Annotated in this window: 10 protein-coding genes; all 10 read left to right on the top strand. The window is 42.4% G+C overall.

The window, feature by feature from the left end:
* The first annotated feature begins 143 nt into the window (after positions 1–143).
* The 10 genes from ACIPUA_RS10985 to der all read left to right on the top strand — a co-directional run bounded on the left by ACIPUA_RS10985 (position 144) and on the right by der (position 16,987).
* Entirely contained in the window at positions 144–5,183 is a 5,040-nt protein-coding gene (locus ACIPUA_RS10985) for an alpha-2-macroglobulin family protein (RefSeq protein ID WP_048607844.1), read from the top strand.
* Between the two features lie 74 nt (positions 5,184–5,257).
* The gene (pbpC, locus tag ACIPUA_RS10980; RefSeq protein ID WP_449059663.1) at positions 5,258–7,579 is read left to right on the top strand and encodes a peptidoglycan glycosyltransferase PbpC; all 2,322 of its coding nucleotides are present in this window, start codon (positions 5,258–5,260) and stop codon (positions 7,577–7,579) included.
* Between the two features lie 279 nt (positions 7,580–7,858).
* Positions 7,859–8,284, top strand: coding sequence for a nucleoside-diphosphate kinase (gene ndk / locus ACIPUA_RS10975; protein WP_042844627.1), 426 nt, complete (start codon positions 7,859–7,861; stop codon positions 8,282–8,284).
* Positions 8,285–8,443: 159 nt separating this feature from the next.
* On the top strand, positions 8,444–9,625 hold the full coding sequence (locus ACIPUA_RS10970; protein ID WP_042844625.1) for a bifunctional tRNA (adenosine(37)-C2)-methyltransferase TrmG/ribosomal RNA large subunit methyltransferase RlmN: 1,182 nt from the start codon (positions 8,444–8,446) through the stop codon (positions 9,623–9,625).
* A 201-nt stretch (positions 9,626–9,826) separates the two neighbouring features.
* Positions 9,827–10,783: a cytoskeleton protein RodZ gene (rodZ, locus tag ACIPUA_RS10965; protein WP_042844624.1), complete on the top strand. Its 957-nt coding sequence runs from the start codon at positions 9,827–9,829 to the stop codon at positions 10,781–10,783.
* A gap of 157 nt (positions 10,784–10,940) precedes the next feature.
* Positions 10,941–12,059, top strand: coding sequence for a flavodoxin-dependent (E)-4-hydroxy-3-methylbut-2-enyl-diphosphate synthase (gene ispG / locus ACIPUA_RS10960; RefSeq protein WP_042844622.1), 1,119 nt, complete (start codon positions 10,941–10,943; stop codon positions 12,057–12,059).
* Between the two features lie 216 nt (positions 12,060–12,275).
* Positions 12,276–13,553 carry a histidine--tRNA ligase gene (gene hisS / locus ACIPUA_RS10955; protein WP_042844621.1) on the top strand — a complete coding sequence of 426 codons (1,278 nt, stop codon included), beginning with the start codon at positions 12,276–12,278 and terminating at the stop codon, positions 13,551–13,553.
* A 10-nt stretch (positions 13,554–13,563) separates the two neighbouring features.
* Positions 13,564–14,187 (top strand): YfgM family protein, encoded by a 624-nt coding sequence (locus ACIPUA_RS10950; protein WP_042844619.1) that lies wholly within the window; start codon positions 13,564–13,566, stop codon positions 14,185–14,187.
* Positions 14,188–14,207: 20 nt separating this feature from the next.
* Positions 14,208–15,380: an outer membrane protein assembly factor BamB gene (bamB, locus tag ACIPUA_RS10945; protein WP_042844617.1), complete on the top strand. Its 1,173-nt coding sequence runs from the start codon at positions 14,208–14,210 to the stop codon at positions 15,378–15,380.
* A 128-nt stretch (positions 15,381–15,508) separates the two neighbouring features.
* Positions 15,509–16,987 (top strand): ribosome biogenesis GTPase Der, encoded by a 1,479-nt coding sequence (gene der / locus ACIPUA_RS10940; protein WP_042844616.1) that lies wholly within the window; start codon positions 15,509–15,511, stop codon positions 16,985–16,987.
* The last annotated feature ends 124 nt before the right edge of the window (positions 16,988–17,111 follow it).

Raw genomic sequence — 17,111 nt, 5'->3', positions numbered from 1 at the left:
AAATTATATTGATGAAAGAAATAATTATTGGAAAACATCACTAATACATAAATTTAGTCATTTCCTAGTATCTAGTGGGTTTTAACTTCCTGTTAAAACCATAAAAAAACAGAAAAAATTAACTTATTAAAGGGCGGGCGGTAATGAAACAACAATCAGGTTGGGCTTCATTGGCGGGTCTAAAAACGAAAAAACGTTATCTTGCAATAGCATTAGCATCAGTCATGGCGTTAGTGGGGTGCGATAATACAGAAGACACCACTAAAAATGAGCAAAATGTGTCATCTACGGCACCAGAAAACCAAACCAAAACAGCACCTGTTGCAGAACAAAAAAAGTCAGCACCAAAGCTTTCTACTGAAGAAATGGTAAAAAAATACGCAGGGAAAGACTTAACAGTATTGGATGCATCTGAATTACAGCTTGATGGTGCTAGCGCCATGGTGGTGACTTTTTCAGTACCATTACAAGCAGACCAAGACTTTGGTCAGTATTTAAACTTAATTGATGTGAAAACAGGTAAGCTGGATGGTGCTTGGGAACTATCTGATAACCAGATGGAATTACGTTTTCGCCATCTTCCACCTTCAAAAGAATTAAATTTATCGATTAACCCAGGTATTAAAGCGGTTAACGAACGCACACTCTCTGAGAGTTTTAATAAAAAGCTGACAACTGCCCAGATCATTCCAACCGTTGGCTTTGCGAGCAAAGGTTCTTTATTGCCAAGTAAGGTTGCTCAAGGCTTGCCAGTTATTGCATTGAATGTTGATAAAGTTGATGTGAATTTTTTCCGTGTAGACGAAAAACAACTACCGCAATTTTTGGCGAAGTGGCAATACCGCAGTAATTATGAATATTGGTATTCAGAAGAGTTTCTTGACAAAGTTGAACTGGCTTACACCGGTCGGTTTGATTTAAACCCGGATAAAAATACACGACAAACGATTTTATTGCCGTTAAAAGACATCAAAGAACTACAGCAAGATGGCGTTTATTTAGCCATCATGCAAAAAGCGGGGAGCTACAGTTACCAATTCCCAGCTACGGTATTCACATTAAGTGATATTGGAGTGTCATTACACAGCTACCAAGACCGTGTTGATATCTTCACTCAATCATTAGCGAAAGGCTCTGCAATTAAAGGCGTAGAGTTACGTATTTTGGATGACAAAGGCCAGTTAGTCACAAAAGGGACAACGGATGGAGATGGTCATGCGCAATTAGACAAATTGGCGGGTGGGAAATTATTACTGGCAACCCATGATGGGCAAACCAGTATGATTGATTTAACACAACCTGCGCTTGATTTATCGGAATTCGACATTTCAGGGCCAGAGGGCTACGCAAAGCAATTTTTCACCTTTGGGCCTCGTGATTTATACCGCCCAGGCGAACTATTATTAGTCAATGGGTTATTACGTGATGGGGATGGTAATCCCGTTAAAAGCCAACCCGTCAAGGTGGACGTATTAAAAACGGATGGGCAAGTTGTAAGAAGCTTTGTTTGGCAACCGGATGAAAAGCAAAATGGCTTATATCAGTACCAATTTGAAATCCCTAAAAATGCAGAAACAGGTGGTTGGTCATTACGCTTTGATTTAGGAGATGGTTCACCGCAACGCTATTATAAATTCAATGTTGAAGATTTTATGCCTGAACGGATGGCATTAGAAATCGAAGGTAGTGATGTTCCTCGTTTAACGGATCAGTCAGTAGATTTTGATATTCAAGGGCGTTATTTATACGGTGCGCCAGCGGCAGATAACCAACTGCAAGGGCAAATTGTATTAAAAGCGGATCGCGAAGCTGTAGCTAAACTCCCCGGTTTTGAATTTGGTGCCGTCAATGAGGAAGGTTTACCGCGTAAACTGGATGAGTTTGACCTGACACTCGATAGCAATGGGGAAACGGTCATCTCAATTCCAAACAGTAATTGGAGTTCAATTCGTTCACCGATTTCAGCTGTTTTACAAGCCAGCTTATTAGAAGCGGGCGGCCGCCCAGTAACGCGCCGCGCTGAGCAGGCTATTTGGCCAGCAGACAAGCTGGTGGGTATACGCCCATTATTTGCTAAAAAAGAAATTTACGATTACCGCACTGACCGCTATGTAAAACGCCATAATGTGGATGAAAACTCATTAGCAGAATTCGAATTAGTCATGGCAGATGCGGCGGGTAATAAATTGGCTGCAGAAAACTTAACAGCTCGTTTAGTGTATGAGCGCCGTGATTATTATTGGAGTTGGTCTGAAAGTGGTGGCTGGTCATCAAATTATGATCAAAAAGATTTAGTGATGGCGAATGAAAACATCACGATAGCTAAAGATGGTACTGCAAAAGTATCATTTCCAGTGGATTGGGGTGCTTTCCGTTTAGAGGTCGTTAACCCAGAAAATAAATTGGTCACTAGCCTTCAGTTTTGGGCCGGTTACTCATGGCAAGATAACACTGGCGGCAGTGGTTCCGTTCGACCTGACCAAGTGAAGCTAAGTCTGAATAAACCAGCTTATTTACCGGGTGAAAAGGCGAAAGTGCGCATCGAATCACCAAAAGCCGGGAAAGGCTATGTATTGTTGGAGTCGAGCAACGGCCCATTATGGTGGCAAGAAATTGACGTGCCTGAAAAAGGTTTAGATATTGAAATTCCAGTCAATAAAGAGTGGGCTCGCCATGATTTATATGTCTCCGCGGTTGTCGTGCGCCCTGGGGATGATTCTAAAGAAGCAACCGTGAAACGTGCGGTAGGCGTGCTTCATCTCCCTATTGCAGATGAAAACCGTAAGATTGCATTGGCACTAAGTGCACCAAATAAAATGCGCCCAAATCAAGATTTAACGGTAAAAATCAAAGCGACAGCACAAGACGGCAAGCCATTACCTGAAAAAGTGAATGTGTTGCTATCTGCGGTTGATACGGGTGTATTAAATATCACTGATTTTAAAACGCCAGACCCATACGATGCTTTTTTTGGTCGTAAACGTTATAGCGTGGACCAATACGATGTTTATGGCCACTTGATTGAAGGGCAAGGTAAAATTGCCAACCTACGTTTTGGTGGGGATAGCGAAGACGCTGCGATAGAGCGCGGTGGGATGAAGCCTCTAACCGAAGTACAAATCATTGCTGAGCAAGCAACACCTGTGACCCTAGATAAAAACGGAGAAGGGGAAGTGAGTTTGGCTATCCCTGATTTTAACGGTGAATTACGTGTGATGGCGCAAGCGTGGAATGAAAAGGATTTCGGGCACGCAGATAGTAAAGTCACGGTTGCAGCGCCTTTAGTGACACAGATGTCGATGCCACGCTTTATGGCCGGAGGCGATAAGTCTTACTTTGCCCTTGATTTGACGAATATGACTGACAACACGCAAAACGTGACGGTCAATTTCAAGGCATCAGGAATGGTGAAACTTGATGGTGCTAGTAGCCGTGAATTGCAACTTCCTAAAGGGAAACGTACAACACTAACGTTACCAGTAAAAGCTGACTATGGTTTTGGTGAGGGTGAGGTTTCTATGACCATCAATGGCATGACGATTGATGGTGAAGCCAATAAAGAATATAGCAATAGTTGGAAAGTGGGGGTACGTCCAGCACAGCCAGCTGAAACTATTTCCTTCGCGACATCGATTGAACCGGGGAATGTATGGTCGTTACCGACTAACCAAATCGCAGGCCTACAGCCGGATACGATTGAAGGGCAAGTCTTATTAACCAGCCGTCCTCCATTAGATATTTCCCGCTATATCAGGGAATTATTTGCTTATCCATACGGCTGTTTAGAACAAACGATTAGTGGGTTATATCCATCGTTGTTCTCAACTCAAGCTGAATTGAATAAGTTAGGGATCAAAACACAAACCGATGCCGACCGCCATAAAGCGATTGAAATTGGTATTCCACACTTATTGAGTATGCAACGTAATGACGGCGGTTTCTCACTGTGGGATAGAAATGGGCGTGAAGAGTATTGGTTGACGGCCTATGCTGCAGATTTCTTAAATAAAGCCAATCAGCGCGGGTTTACCGTACCTCAAGAAGCATTAAGTAATGCTAATACGCGTTTGTTAAGTTATTTGCAAGATGGTAATCAAATCAATTACCCATATACAGAGAATCAAGCGGGAGCTCGTTTTGCGACCCAGGCCTACGCAGGTTTAGTGTTGGCATCGCAACAAAAAGCACCTTTAGGCGCATTACGTCAGCTTTATAACCAAAGTAGCCATGCTGCAAGTGGTTTACCGTTAGTTCAGCTTGGTGTTGCTTTGAATCTAATGGGCGATAAAGCACGAGGCGAAAGCGCTGTTATTGATGGGTTGAAAAAACAGCGTAGCCGTTATAGTTATGTTGGTGATTATGGTTCGGTGATCCGCGATGATGCGATGATTGTTGCGTTATTAAATGAATATAATTTAATGCCAAAATCACGTGATCAAAAATTGCAGGTTTTATCTAATAATCTGATATCTCAGCGTTACTTCTCAACTCAAGAAAGCAATGCATTGTATTTAGCAGGGCGTTTCTACTTAAATGAAAGCGAATCTCCGTGGAAAGCGACGGTCAATGGTCAGGAACCACCAATGGTTTCAGATAAACCCGTAAGTGAGTTCTTGAGCAAAGATCAGCTACAGACTGGTTATAGCATTGAAAATAGTGGCACTAACACCCTATATACGCGTTTAAATGTAGTGGGTTATCCGCAGCAGTCACCAAAACCAAGCTCAAATGTGTTAGGTATCTCTCGCAGTTACTACGACATGAAAGGTAACCGTATTTCATTAGATAGACTCAGAAGTGGTGAAATGGTGGTGGTTAAACTTGAAGTTCAAGCGTCACAAAGTGTGCCTGATGCGTTGGTGGTTGACTTACTGCCAGCAGGCTTAGAATTGGAAAACCAAAACTTAGCAAACAGCAGCGCTAACTTAAGTGAATCAGCACCAAATCTTCAAGAATTAATTGATGATATGCAACAATCACAAATCCGCCATATGGAATACCGTGATGATCGCTTTGTTGCTGCCGTTGAAGTTCAGAAATATCGGCCGACAACATTGGTGTATTTAGCGCGCGCAGTGACACCGGGTGTGTATAGCATCCCTGTGCCACAGGTTGAATCAATGTATGTACCTGAATGGCGTGCGACAGGTTATTCTGATGGCCAACTAGAAATCGTTCGTTAATTGTCACCTAAAGCCCTTATATTGGAGTTAAGATATAAGGGCTTTTTTATTTCATCATCTTGGTACATCCATCAATGAAAAAATGGTTACGTCGCACCACCTTTACACTGTTACTGTTAGTTATTTTTCTGCCATTACTATTTTTTATTGCAGACAAGATTTGGCCTTTGCCAATTAAAAAAATAGAAATGGCACGAACAGTCGTGGCGGCGGACGGAACGCCTTTATGGCGCTTTGCGGATAAAGAAGGGATTTGGCGTTTTCCTGTCCAGTTGGAAGAGGTTTCGCCGGATTTTATCGAAGCATTGTTAACCTATGAAGACCGTTATTTTTATCGTCACCCTGGGGTAAACCCGTTTTCATTAGTAAGAGCAGCGGGGCAGTTGGTGAGTTCAGGTCGTATCGTGTCCGGTGGGAGTACTATCTCCATGCAGGTTGCTAGGCTAATCGACCCTCACGAAAGAACGCTTGGCGGAAAATTAAAACAACTCTGGCGTACCACTCAACTTGAATATCATTATTCTAAAGACGAAATTCTTGAGATGTATTTAAATCGCGCACCATACGGTGGGACGATAGAAGGTATTGGGGCTGCTAGCTGGGTCTATTTAAACAAAGCCCCTGCCAAATTAACGGCAAGTGAAGCTGCATTATTTGCGGTTTTACCTCAGGCTCCAAGCCGTTTACGACCAGACAGATACCCAGAAAGAGCGCAAGCTGCTCGTGATAAAGTGCTGGATAGGCTAGAAGAATACCAAGTATGGAGTGCGGAAAAAGTTGCTGATATTAAACAAGAACAAATTTGGTTAGCACCGCGGAAAAACCCGCATTTGGCTCCTCTATTGGCTCGACGAGTCACTAAAGACACCCAAGAACCAATTATTGAAACTACCATTGATGCCAGTTTGCAAAGGCAATTGGAAGATATGGCTATGAATTGGAAAAACCAATTGCCCAAGCAAACTTCGCTGGGGATTTTGGTGGTTGATCATACTGATATGAGTGTAAAAGCCTATATTGGGTCAATCGATTTCTTAGATGATAGCCGTTTTGGTCACGTCGATATGATTAGTGCATGGCGTTCACCGGGGTCTACGCTGAAACCTTTTTTATATGGGTTAGCGATGGACGAAGGCTTAATTCACGCAGAATCACTCTTACAAGATGTTCCAAGGCGGTTTAATGATTATCGACCGGGAAATTTTGACAGTGGTTTTAATGGCCCAGTCAGTGTGAGTGATGCGCTGGTTCGTTCCTTAAATTTACCGGTAGTCCAGTTATTGGATATCTACGGTAGTAAACGTTTTACAGCGCAATTATGTAATGTTGGAACTGAGTTACGTTTCCCATTGGGAAGCGAACCTAACTTATCGTTGATCTTAGGCGGAACTGCAACTCGCATGGAAGATTTAGTCTCTGCGTATAGTGCATTTGCCCGCAAAGGTCATGTCTCACCTTTGCGGTTTAAACCGTCAGATCAAATCCGAGATAGGGTACTAATGTCACCGGGGGCGGCATGGATAGTGCGACGCATTATGGGGGGAGAAGCACGCCCAGTGCCTGATGAGAATTTATCAGGACAATTGAATTTAGCTTGGAAAACAGGGACTAGCTATGGCTATCGTGATGCATGGGCGATAGGGGTTAATCCACGTTATACTATCGGTGTTTGGGTTGGGCGTCCTGATGCGACACCCGTGGCGGGGCAGTTGGGTTTTGCGACCGCGATTCCGATAATGAACCAAGTAAATGCCATGTTGCTGAGTAAAATATATTCATCCCATCAACCGTTGCCAAAAGATATTAAACCCGCCAGTGTCAGCCAAGCTGTGATTTGTTGGCCGGGAGGGACATCATTATTGAAAGACGACAGTAATTGCCGTCAACGGCGGTTAAGTTGGATTTTGGATAATACCATCCCGCCAACCTTGATGGCGAGGGACCAAGAATCGTTATTAGGTTTAAGACAAAAAGTCTGGGTTAATGACAAAGGGTTACAAGTCGCAGCCGATTGCCCGAATTCGCAAGAAAAAGAAGTCCACTTATGGCCCATTACGGTAGAGTCATGGTTACCAGCAAGTGAGAAACGAGTTAATCGTTTACCAAAAGTAGACCTAACTTGCCCACCCCTCAAATTGGAAATGCCACCCTTATTAATTTCAGGCGTGCGTGATAGCGAAGTTTTACAACGTTTACCCGGGAAAACGAGCTTGGATTTACGTCTCGTCACTCAAGGTGGGCAGGGTGAAAAATGGTGGTTCCTAAATGGCGAGCAAGTTAACACGACAGAGCAAAATGGTTCAATTTTGCTGACACTTGATAAAGCAGGGAGCTACCAAGTTTCTGTATTAGATCTAAGCGGTCAAGTGGCGGCAATTAACTTTAGAGTTCGATAATAGTTGAAAAACGTGACTTACCCGAAAAAATAGTGTTTTTTGCTATAAAAAGTTTAACAAAATGTTGATGTGACTGTAGGAAATTGTAATCAGAGCCCCTATAATCATCGCCTTATTTTTCTTTTTCCTAGGTGTGCTTAATTTTAAAGCCTAAAAACCTAATATCAGAAATAGAAATAATATAAAAAACTACAACATGCCCCTATTTCACGTTCTTGAATCCTAACTTACAGGGAAGAGCAAAGAATAAAGGCCTAATAAATCGCTAAGAGGTTATTTATGACTGTTCAACGTACATTTTCTATTATTAAACCAAACGCTGTGAAGAAAAACGTCATCGGTGCTATCTACAACCGTTTCGAAAGCGCAGGTTTTTCTATCGTTGCTGCTAAAATGATGCATTTAACTCGTGAGCAAGCTGAAGGCTTCTACGCTGAACACAAAGGTCGTCCTTTCTTTGAAGGTCTGGTTGAATTTATGACTTCAGGCCCAATCATGCTGCAAGTGTTAGAAGGCGAAAATGCAATTCAACGTCACCGTGACCTGATGGGCGCAACTAACCCAGATAACGCATTAGCGGGGACTTTACGTGCAGACTACGCTGACAGCTTCACTGAAAATGCAACTCACGGTTCAGACTCTGAAGAATCTGCTGCACGTGAAATCGCGTATTTCTTCACTGCTGACGAAATTTGCCCACGCTAATACACTTTACATAATGCATTAGCATTATTGTTGTAAAGTTTGTACAATGCGACGCCCTGCTATTATTAGCGGGGCGATTATCTTTTTAAGACTGCAAAATTACGTCGTGCTATAATAAATGTTAGCACTGCCGAAAGTGTAATAACGAGGCAATACATCATGTCTGATATGACGACAGCTGCACAATGTGCAACTTCTTCCGCTATTTCTGTCACACCAGAAAAAACGAACCCAAAAACGAATTTACTTGATTTAAATCGCAAACAGATGCGTGAATTTTTTGCACAGATGGGTGAGAAACCTTTCCGTGCGGATCAGGTCATGAAGTGGATTTATCACTATTGCTATGATGATTTCGATCAAATGACCGATATTAATAAAGTCCTGAGAGCAAAACTGAAAGAAGTCGCGGAAATCCGTGCTCCTGAAGTATCTGAGGAACAACGTTCATCTGATGGCACCATTAAATGGGCGATAAAAGTAGGAGATCAGTTGGTTGAGACGGTTTATATCCCAGAAGCAGACCGTGCAACGTTGTGTGTTTCTTCACAAGTTGGTTGTGCGCTGGAATGTAAATTTTGTTCTACGGCACAGCAAGGGTTCAACCGTAACTTGCGTGTTTCAGAAATCATTGGTCAAGTATGGCGAGCGGCGAAAATTATTGGTTCGTTGAAATCCAGTGGTCGTCGTCCAATCACTAACGTTGTTATGATGGGAATGGGCGAGCCATTACTGAATCTGAACAATGTGGTCCCAGCCATGGAAATTATGTTAGATGATTTCGGTTTTGGTTTATCTAAGCGCCGAGTTACGATTTCAACATCGGGTGTTGTACCTGCTTTGGATAAACTAGGCGATATGATAGATGTTGCCTTAGCCATCTCATTACATGCTCCGACAGACGATATTCGTGATGATATTGTTCCAATCAATAAGAAATATAACATTGAAACATTCCTCAACAGTGTAAACCGCTATTTAACAAAATCGAATGCAAATGCTGGGCGGGTTACGGTTGAGTATGTGATGTTAGATCACGTTAATGACAGTGTTGAACAAGCACATCAACTGGCGGAATGTTTAAAAAACACACCAAGTAAAATCAACTTGATCCCATGGAACCCATTCCCTGGTGCACCATATGGTCGCAGCTCAAATAGCCGGATAGACCGTTTCTCTAAGGTGCTGATGGAATATGGTTTTACAACGATAGTCCGTAAGACTCGTGGTGATGATATTGACGCAGCATGTGGCCAGTTAGCGGGTGATGTGATCGATAGGACAAAAAGGACTTTGAAAAAACGTATAGCAGGGGAACCTATCAAGGTAAAAACAGTCTGATTTATAGATATTATCTAATCAGTGAGTTAGGTTATGTTTCGAGGCGTTTTACAGTTAGGCAAAACGTCTTTGTTCACCTACAATAGTTGAAGCAATATGATAAATTTAACTGTTGTTTCAAAACTATGATAAATTCTGACGAATAAAGCTACTGAATAGTTGCTTTATATTTTTTTAACTTGGAAATAGTGTTGCCAGCAAATGACTATCGAAAATAATACCGAACAAACCACTGTGACTGTAGGACAATTATTGGTGCAAGCTCGTGAGCGCATGGGGTTAACACAAGATATTGTCGCAGAACGATTATGTCTCAAAGTAAGTACGGTAAATGAGATAGAACAAGATATTCCCCCCGCTGGCGTGGAACCTACATTTTTACGCGGTTATATTCGTCTATACGCACGTATGGTGGGTGTGGCTGAAAGCGAAATTAAAGACTTAATGAAAACGGAAGAGCCTGTTCCGTTAGCAAAAGTTTCTCCAATGCAAAGCTACTCACTAGGCAAACGACGTAAAAAACGTGAAGGCTGGTTAATGAAACTGACTTGGTTAATCGTAATTGTACTGATTGCGATGGTCGGTATCTGGTGGTGGCAGGATCACAACGCGCAAAAAGACGAGTTAGTCTCGATGGCGAGTCAGAACGATTTGATATTGTCTCAGCAAGATAACAATACAACCCCTGTTGACTTACCAAGTCCTACAGGTGAAGCACCTATCGGGGCTGCAATATTAGAAAATACCCCAGAAACATTGGCTCAGCAACCGTCGACTGCGGCTCCTTCATCGGTTAATCCAGTGGAAGAAAATGCGCCAGTGAAGACTATTCCACTACCGAATGCGGCCCAAACAACGAATGCGTTAGACCGAACGCATTCGGCTGAAAATACAGAAATTGCACCTGTTAGCAGTAGTGCGCTAGTGTTAAATTTCACGGGGCAGTGCTGGTTAGAAATTCGTGATGCGAATAATAAAATCTTATTTAGTGGTACTAAAAATAATGGTGATAAGCTCGAACTCGATGGCGCACAGCCTTATCGCTTAAATATTGGTGCCCCTGCGAATGTCACAGTACAATTCCAAGGTAATGCGGTGGATTTAAGCCGTTTCATCAAAGCGAAACGCCCTGCTAAATTGAAATTACCTGAAGCTTAAAGTATGACGAATAAAAAGAGGCAAACTATATCCGAAAACATCTTTTATGATAGTTTATAGTTTGCTTTCTTGTGTATAGTGAAACCAGTAAGACGAAATTGTTAACACTATAACACGGTATAAAAGAGCACATGGACGTTCGGAGAATTAAAGAAAAATGCATAATGAATCACCGATAAAAAGACGTAAATCCACTCGAATTAACGTAGGCAATGTGCCTATAGGCGATGGCGCACCCATCGCAGTTCAATCAATGACGAATACCCGCACAACGGATGTTGATGCAACGGTACAGCAAATTAAATCCCTTGAACGCGTTGGCGTAGATATTGTTCGTGTTTCAGTCCCCACTATGGATGCAGCTGAAGCATTTAAATTGATTAAGCAGCAGGTCAATGTGCCATTAGTGGCAGATATTCATTTTGATTATCGCATTGCCCTTAAAGTTGCAGAATACGGCGTTGATTGCTTGCGCATTAATCCAGGTAATATTGGTAGCGAAGAAAGAATACGCCAAGTTGTTGATTGTGCACGTCACTACAATATCCCCATTCGAATCGGTGTTAATGGTGGTTCCCTTGAGAAAGACATTCAAGAAAAATACGGCGAGCCTACACCAGAAGCGCTAGTCGAATCAGCGATGCGCCATGTGGATATTTTGGATAGACTGAACTTTGATCAGTTCAAAATCAGCGTGAAAGCCTCTGATGTCTTTTTAGCCGTGGGGTCTTATCGCTTATTGGCAAATAAAATTGATCAACCCTTACATTTGGGGATCACCGAAGCTGGTGGCGCACGTTCAGGCTCGGTTAAATCTGCAATTGGCTTAGGTATGTTATTGTCGGAAGGTATTGGTGATACCTTGCGAATTTCATTAGCCGCAGACCCAATTGAAGAAGTAAAAGTCGGTTTTGATATTCTAAAATCATTACGAATTCGCTCTCGCGGTATCAACTTTATTGCTTGCCCAACCTGTTCACGTCAAGAGTTTGACGTCATTGGGACCGTTAATGCTTTAGAACAACGTCTAGAAGACATTATTACGCCAATGGATGTCTCGATCATCGGTTGTGTGGTTAATGGCCCAGGTGAAGCCGAAGTTTCAACACTTGGTGTTGCAGGGGCGAAAACTAAAAGCGGTTTCTATGAAGATGGTAAGCGGCAAAAAGAACGCTTTGATAATGATAATATTATTGACCAACTTGAAGCGAAAATCCGTGCTAAAGCGGCGATGATGGATGAGAGTAACCGGATCGAAATTAACCTAAAAAATTAATTAGGTAAATAAACTGGCTCGTATAGAGCCAGTTTTTACATTTATCAGGCTATTAATGGTGTTAATTATCCGTGTTTTTTTCTAAAATCGAACACTCATCGGGCAAATAAACAGATAATTCCCGATTCGTATCAGTAATTGGTGTTTGTTGATTGAACCTGATGATATTTCGCTCTTATAATCAAACTTATGTAATTCTGAAAATAGAGAAATAAAGTGGGAAAAAATATCCAAGCCATTCGCGGCATGAATGATTACTTACCAGCTGACACGCGTGTATGGCAAAAAATCGAAGCAACATTGAAAAATATTTTACAGGGTTATGGTTTTAGTGAAATACGTACCCCGATTGTAGAGCAGACCCCGCTATTTCGTAGAGCGATTGGTGAAGTGACGGATGTCGTTGAAAAAGAAATGTATACCTTCAATGACCGTAATGAAGAAAGTCTGACATTACGCCCAGAAAATACCGCAGGCTGTGTCCGCGCAGGTATTGAGCATGGTTTGCTGTACAATCAGGAACAACGTTTGTGGTATTTAGGGCCAATGTTTCGCTATGAGCGCCCTCAAAAAGGGCGTTACCGCCAGTTTCACCAATTAGGTGCAGAGGTATTTGGTTTGAGTGGGCCAGACATCGATGCCGAAATGATCCTAATGACAGCGCGTTGGTGGAAAGCATTAGGTATAAGCGAACATGTGACGCTAGAACTAAACTCAATTGGTTCGTTAGACGCGCGTGCAAATTATCGTGAGGCTTTGGTTGCATTTTTAGAGCAACATAAAGATAAGCTGGATGAGGATTGTAAACGCCGGATGTACACTAACCCACTTCGCGTTTTGGACTCTAAAAATCAAGGGGTGCAAACGTTATTGAATGATGCACCTGAACTGTTTGATTACCTTGATGTCGAATCACGTGAACACTTCGATGGTTTGTGTAAACTATTAGATACTGCGGGTATCAAATATCGTGTTAATCAGCGTTTAGTTCGTGGTCTTGATTACTATAACCGTACTGTATTTGAATGGGTTACAACGGCACTAGGCTCTCAAGGTACAGTCTGTGCCGGTGGCCGCTACGATGGCCTTGTCGAGCAATTAGGCGGCAGAGCTACCCCAGCTGTTGGTTTTGCCATGGGTATGGAACGCATGGTGTTGCTAGTCCAAGAAGTGAATCCAGCATTTACCGCAGACACTTCAGTGGCTGACGTGTATTTAGCGTCTTTTGGTGAAAATTGCCAACAAGCTGCCTTATTGGTGGCTGAAAAAGTACGTGATGAACTACCTACTTTGAGATTAATGGCTAACCACGGCGGTGGGAACTTCAAGAAACAGTTAGCAAGAGCAGATAAACAAGGCGCTAAAATTGCTTTGATCTTGGGGGAAGACGAAATGACTAATGGTCAAGTAACCTTGAAAGATTTGCGCACAGGCGCACAAGAAACTATTTCACAGCAACTAATGGCATCTCGCATCGCTGAGCTATTAGGTTAAGGAGAGACAAGTGGAAGTCTATACAAACGAAAATGATCAAGTTGATGCGATCAAACGCTTTTTTGCTAACAACGGTGTTGCATTAGTTGTTGGTCTTGTTATTGGTGTTGGTGGTGTATTTGGTTGGAATTACTGGCAGTCACATAAAACCAATATATTGCAAGAAAGCGCCCAAAAATTTGAAACAGTGAGCACTCAACTGCGTTCAGGCTCAGAACAAAGTATCGTTGCCGCGCAAAAATTTGCTGCTGAAACTGATGATGTTTACAGCGCAATGATGGGGCTAGAGTTAGCGCAAATCGCCGTTGATAAAGGCGACTTAGCGAATGCACAAACTGCGCTAACTAATGCATTAGCTAAAGCGAAAACGGTTGATATGCAAGATTTAATTAACTTGCGTTTGGCTCGTGTACAATTGGCTCAAGGTAATGCTGATGGTGCGATAGCATCTATTACGAATATCAAAGGTAAGTCATGGCAAGCGACGGCACAGGATGTCCGTGGTGATGCTTTACTCCATAAGGGTGATAAAGCTGGTGCAAAAGCCGCATACACTCAGGGGCTAGAAAGTGAAGGTTCTCAATCTCTTAGAGGTATTTTAACTCTGAAATTGAACAACGTATCTAATTCATAAGAAGAAAGGAAACGACAAACATGCAGTTGCGCAAAACTCTTTTGGTTGGCCTAGTCGCTTCAGCTTTACTTGCCGGTTGTTCCAGCGAAACTGATTCTATCATTATGGCGCCACTTCCGCAGGTTGAGAATCAATTTACCCCATCAATTGTTTGGGATAAATCTGTTGGTAATGGCGTTGAACAATTTTACTCCGAGTTATCGCCTGCTTGGGATGGCTCAGCTGTTTATGCGGCAGACCGTAAAGGTTTAGTGAAAGCATTTGAGCTAGACAGTGGTAAAGAGATTTGGTCTGTTGACTTGTCCAAGCGTACCGGTTTCCTTTCTGCGAATTTATCCGCGTTATTATCAGGTGGTTTAACTGTTGATGGCGATAAAATCTTTATTGGTACTGAGCGTGGTACCGTTATTGCCTTAAACAAAGAAGATGGTCAAGTTATTTGGGATGTTGAAGTTGCTGGTGAAGCCCTTTCTAAACCGGTTGTTAGTAACGATTTAGTCGTTATTCATACTAGCAATGGCCAATTGCAAGCGTTAGATGTAAATAGTGGTGAAATCAAGTGGACTGTTAACATGGACACGCCATCACTGTCTTTACGTGGTGAATCTGCACCAGCGGTCGCATTTGGGGCCGCAATTGTTGGTGGTGATAACGGGCGTGTAAACGCCGTTTTATTATCACAAGGGCAACTGATTTGGCAACAACGCATTTCTCAAGTCACTAGTTCAACAGAGATCGGCCGTTTGAATGATGTCGATATGACACCGATTATTGATGACGGCAAAGTCTATGCGATTGCTTATAATGGCACATTAGCATCACTTGATATGCGCTCAGGCCAAATTTTATGGAAACGCGAACTAGGTTCAATTAATGATATGGTGATGTCAGGTGAAAACCTGTATCTCGTTGACCAAAATGACCGCGTGTTGTCCGTCCGTAAAAGTGATGGTGTGACATTGTGGACACAAGAAGACTTACTAAACCGTGGTTTGTCAGCACCTGAAATGTTTAATGGTTATATTGTTGTCGGTGACAAAGAAGGCTACTTACATTGGTTAGATATGAATACGGGTGAGTTTGTTGCTCAAAATAAATTAAACAGCTCCGGTATTCACAGTCGCCCTGTTGTTGCAAGTGATAAACTAATGGTTCAGACGAAAAACGGAACAGTTTATCTGTTAACGCGTTAATTTTCTGACAAACCGACAATTTATCGATAAAATCAACGGTTCCTGATGACAGGAGCCGTTCGTTTTTTGTTTTCTGAGTGAAAGCTTCAGAATTCCTTTAGTTAATAAAAGTTGTGAGGCATCTAAGAATGATACCCGTCGTAGCGCTGGTAGGGCGTCCAAACGTAGGAAAATCCACGTTATTTAACCGTTTAACCCGTACCCGTGACGCATTAGTAGCGGACTTTCCCGGTCTGACTCGTGATCGCAAATATGGTCGTGCCGAAGTGGAAGGGCATGAGTTTATTATTATTGACACGGGTGGTATCGATGGGACTGAGGAAGGCGTAGAAACGCATATGGCCGCACAGTCCTTACAAGCCATTGAAGAAGCTGACATTGTATTGTTCATGGTCGATGCGAGAGCCGGGTTGATGCCAGCAGATGAAGGAATTGCCAAACATCTTCGTAGCCGCAAGAAAAAAACTTACTTAGTGGCAAATAAAACTGATGGTATTGATGTAAATACCGCAGTTGGTGATTTTTATTCGCTTGGGTTAGGGGAAATACACCCCATTGCTGCCTCCCACGGTCGTGGTGTAACACAATTAATTGAACAATCTTTGAAACCGTTTATTGGTGAAGAAGAAGAGCAAGTTGAGTTAACGGAAGAAGAAGCAAATGCGGCTTACTGGGCTGAGTTAGAAGCAGAAGGCCAACTTGCTGAAGATGAAGAAGACGATTTTGACCCAACCACATTACCCATCAAATTAGCGATTGTGGGTCGCCCAAATGTGGGTAAATCAACACTCACAAATCGTATCCTAGGTGAAGATCGCGTTGTTGTGTTTGATATGCCGGGTACAACCCGTGACAGTATTTATATTCCAATGGAACGCGATGACCGTGAGTACATTCTGATTGATACTGCGGGCGTGCGTAAACGTGGGAAAGTAACGGAAACAGTAGAAAAATTCTCTGTAATTAAAACACTGCAAGCAATCGAAGATGCAAACGTTGTGTTGCTAGTGATTGACGCAAGAGAAGGTATCTCAGACCAAGATTTATCGTTACTTGGCTTTATTTTAAATGCTGGGCGTTCACTGGTGATTGCGGTTAACAAATGGGATGGCATGAAACCAGAAGACCGTGAACATGTAAAAGACATGCTAGAGTTACGTCTTGGTTTTGTTGACTTTGCACGTATTCACTTTATTTCAGCGTTGCATGGTAGCGGTGTAGGTAATTTATTTGAATCGGTGCAAGAGGCTTATGAATCCGCTACGCGTCGTGTGGGAACGGCATTGTTAACTCGAATTATGAATATGGCGGAAGACGAACACCAGCCGCCGTTGATTCGTGGCCGTCGAGTTAAAATGAAATATGCACACGCAGGGGGGCATAACCCACCGATAGTGGTGATCCATGGTAACCAAGTGTCGGATTTGCCTGATAGCTATAAACGCTACCTAATGAATTATTTCCGTCGCTCACTGCAAGTGATGGGGACGCCAATTCGTATTCTGTTTAAAGAGGGTGAAAACCCATATGCAGATAAGAAAAATAAACTAACTGCAACCCAATTACGTAAACGTAAGCGTTTGATGCAACATCTTAAAAAACGTTAGTGGGTCAAAGTATCAGCTAAGGGTTTACTAACCTTAGTGAATAAAAAGCCGTAACAAAATTATTGTGTTACGGCTTTTTATTATATTATCGATTTAAATAGTTTAATAATTAAACGTTGCTTTC

It is taken from the genome of Providencia sp. AGC89 (assembly GCF_053543535.1).
Note: the sequence above shows the minus strand (reverse complement) of the source record. Positions and strands in the feature narration are given on the sequence as shown.

Bases quoted from the DNA above. Each gene is read 5' to 3' on its own strand.
- pbpC (WP_449059663.1), top strand. From the start codon at position 5,258: ATGAAAAAATGGTTACGTCGCACCACCTTTACACTGTTACTGTTAGTT.
- ACIPUA_RS10985 (WP_048607844.1), top strand. From the start codon at position 144: ATGAAACAACAATCAGGTTGGGCTTCATTGGCGGGTCTAAAAACGAAA.
- ACIPUA_RS10970 (WP_042844625.1), top strand. From the start codon at position 8,444: ATGTCTGATATGACGACAGCTGCACAATGTGCAACTTCTTCCGCTATT.
- der (WP_042844616.1), top strand. From the start codon at position 15,509: ATGATACCCGTCGTAGCGCTGGTAGGGCGTCCAAACGTAGGAAAATCC.
- ndk (WP_042844627.1), top strand. From the start codon at position 7,859: ATGACTGTTCAACGTACATTTTCTATTATTAAACCAAACGCTGTGAAG.
- rodZ (WP_042844624.1), top strand. From the start codon at position 9,827: ATGACTATCGAAAATAATACCGAACAAACCACTGTGACTGTAGGACAA.
- bamB (WP_042844617.1), top strand. From the start codon at position 14,208: ATGCAGTTGCGCAAAACTCTTTTGGTTGGCCTAGTCGCTTCAGCTTTA.
- ispG (WP_042844622.1), top strand. From the start codon at position 10,941: ATGCATAATGAATCACCGATAAAAAGACGTAAATCCACTCGAATTAAC.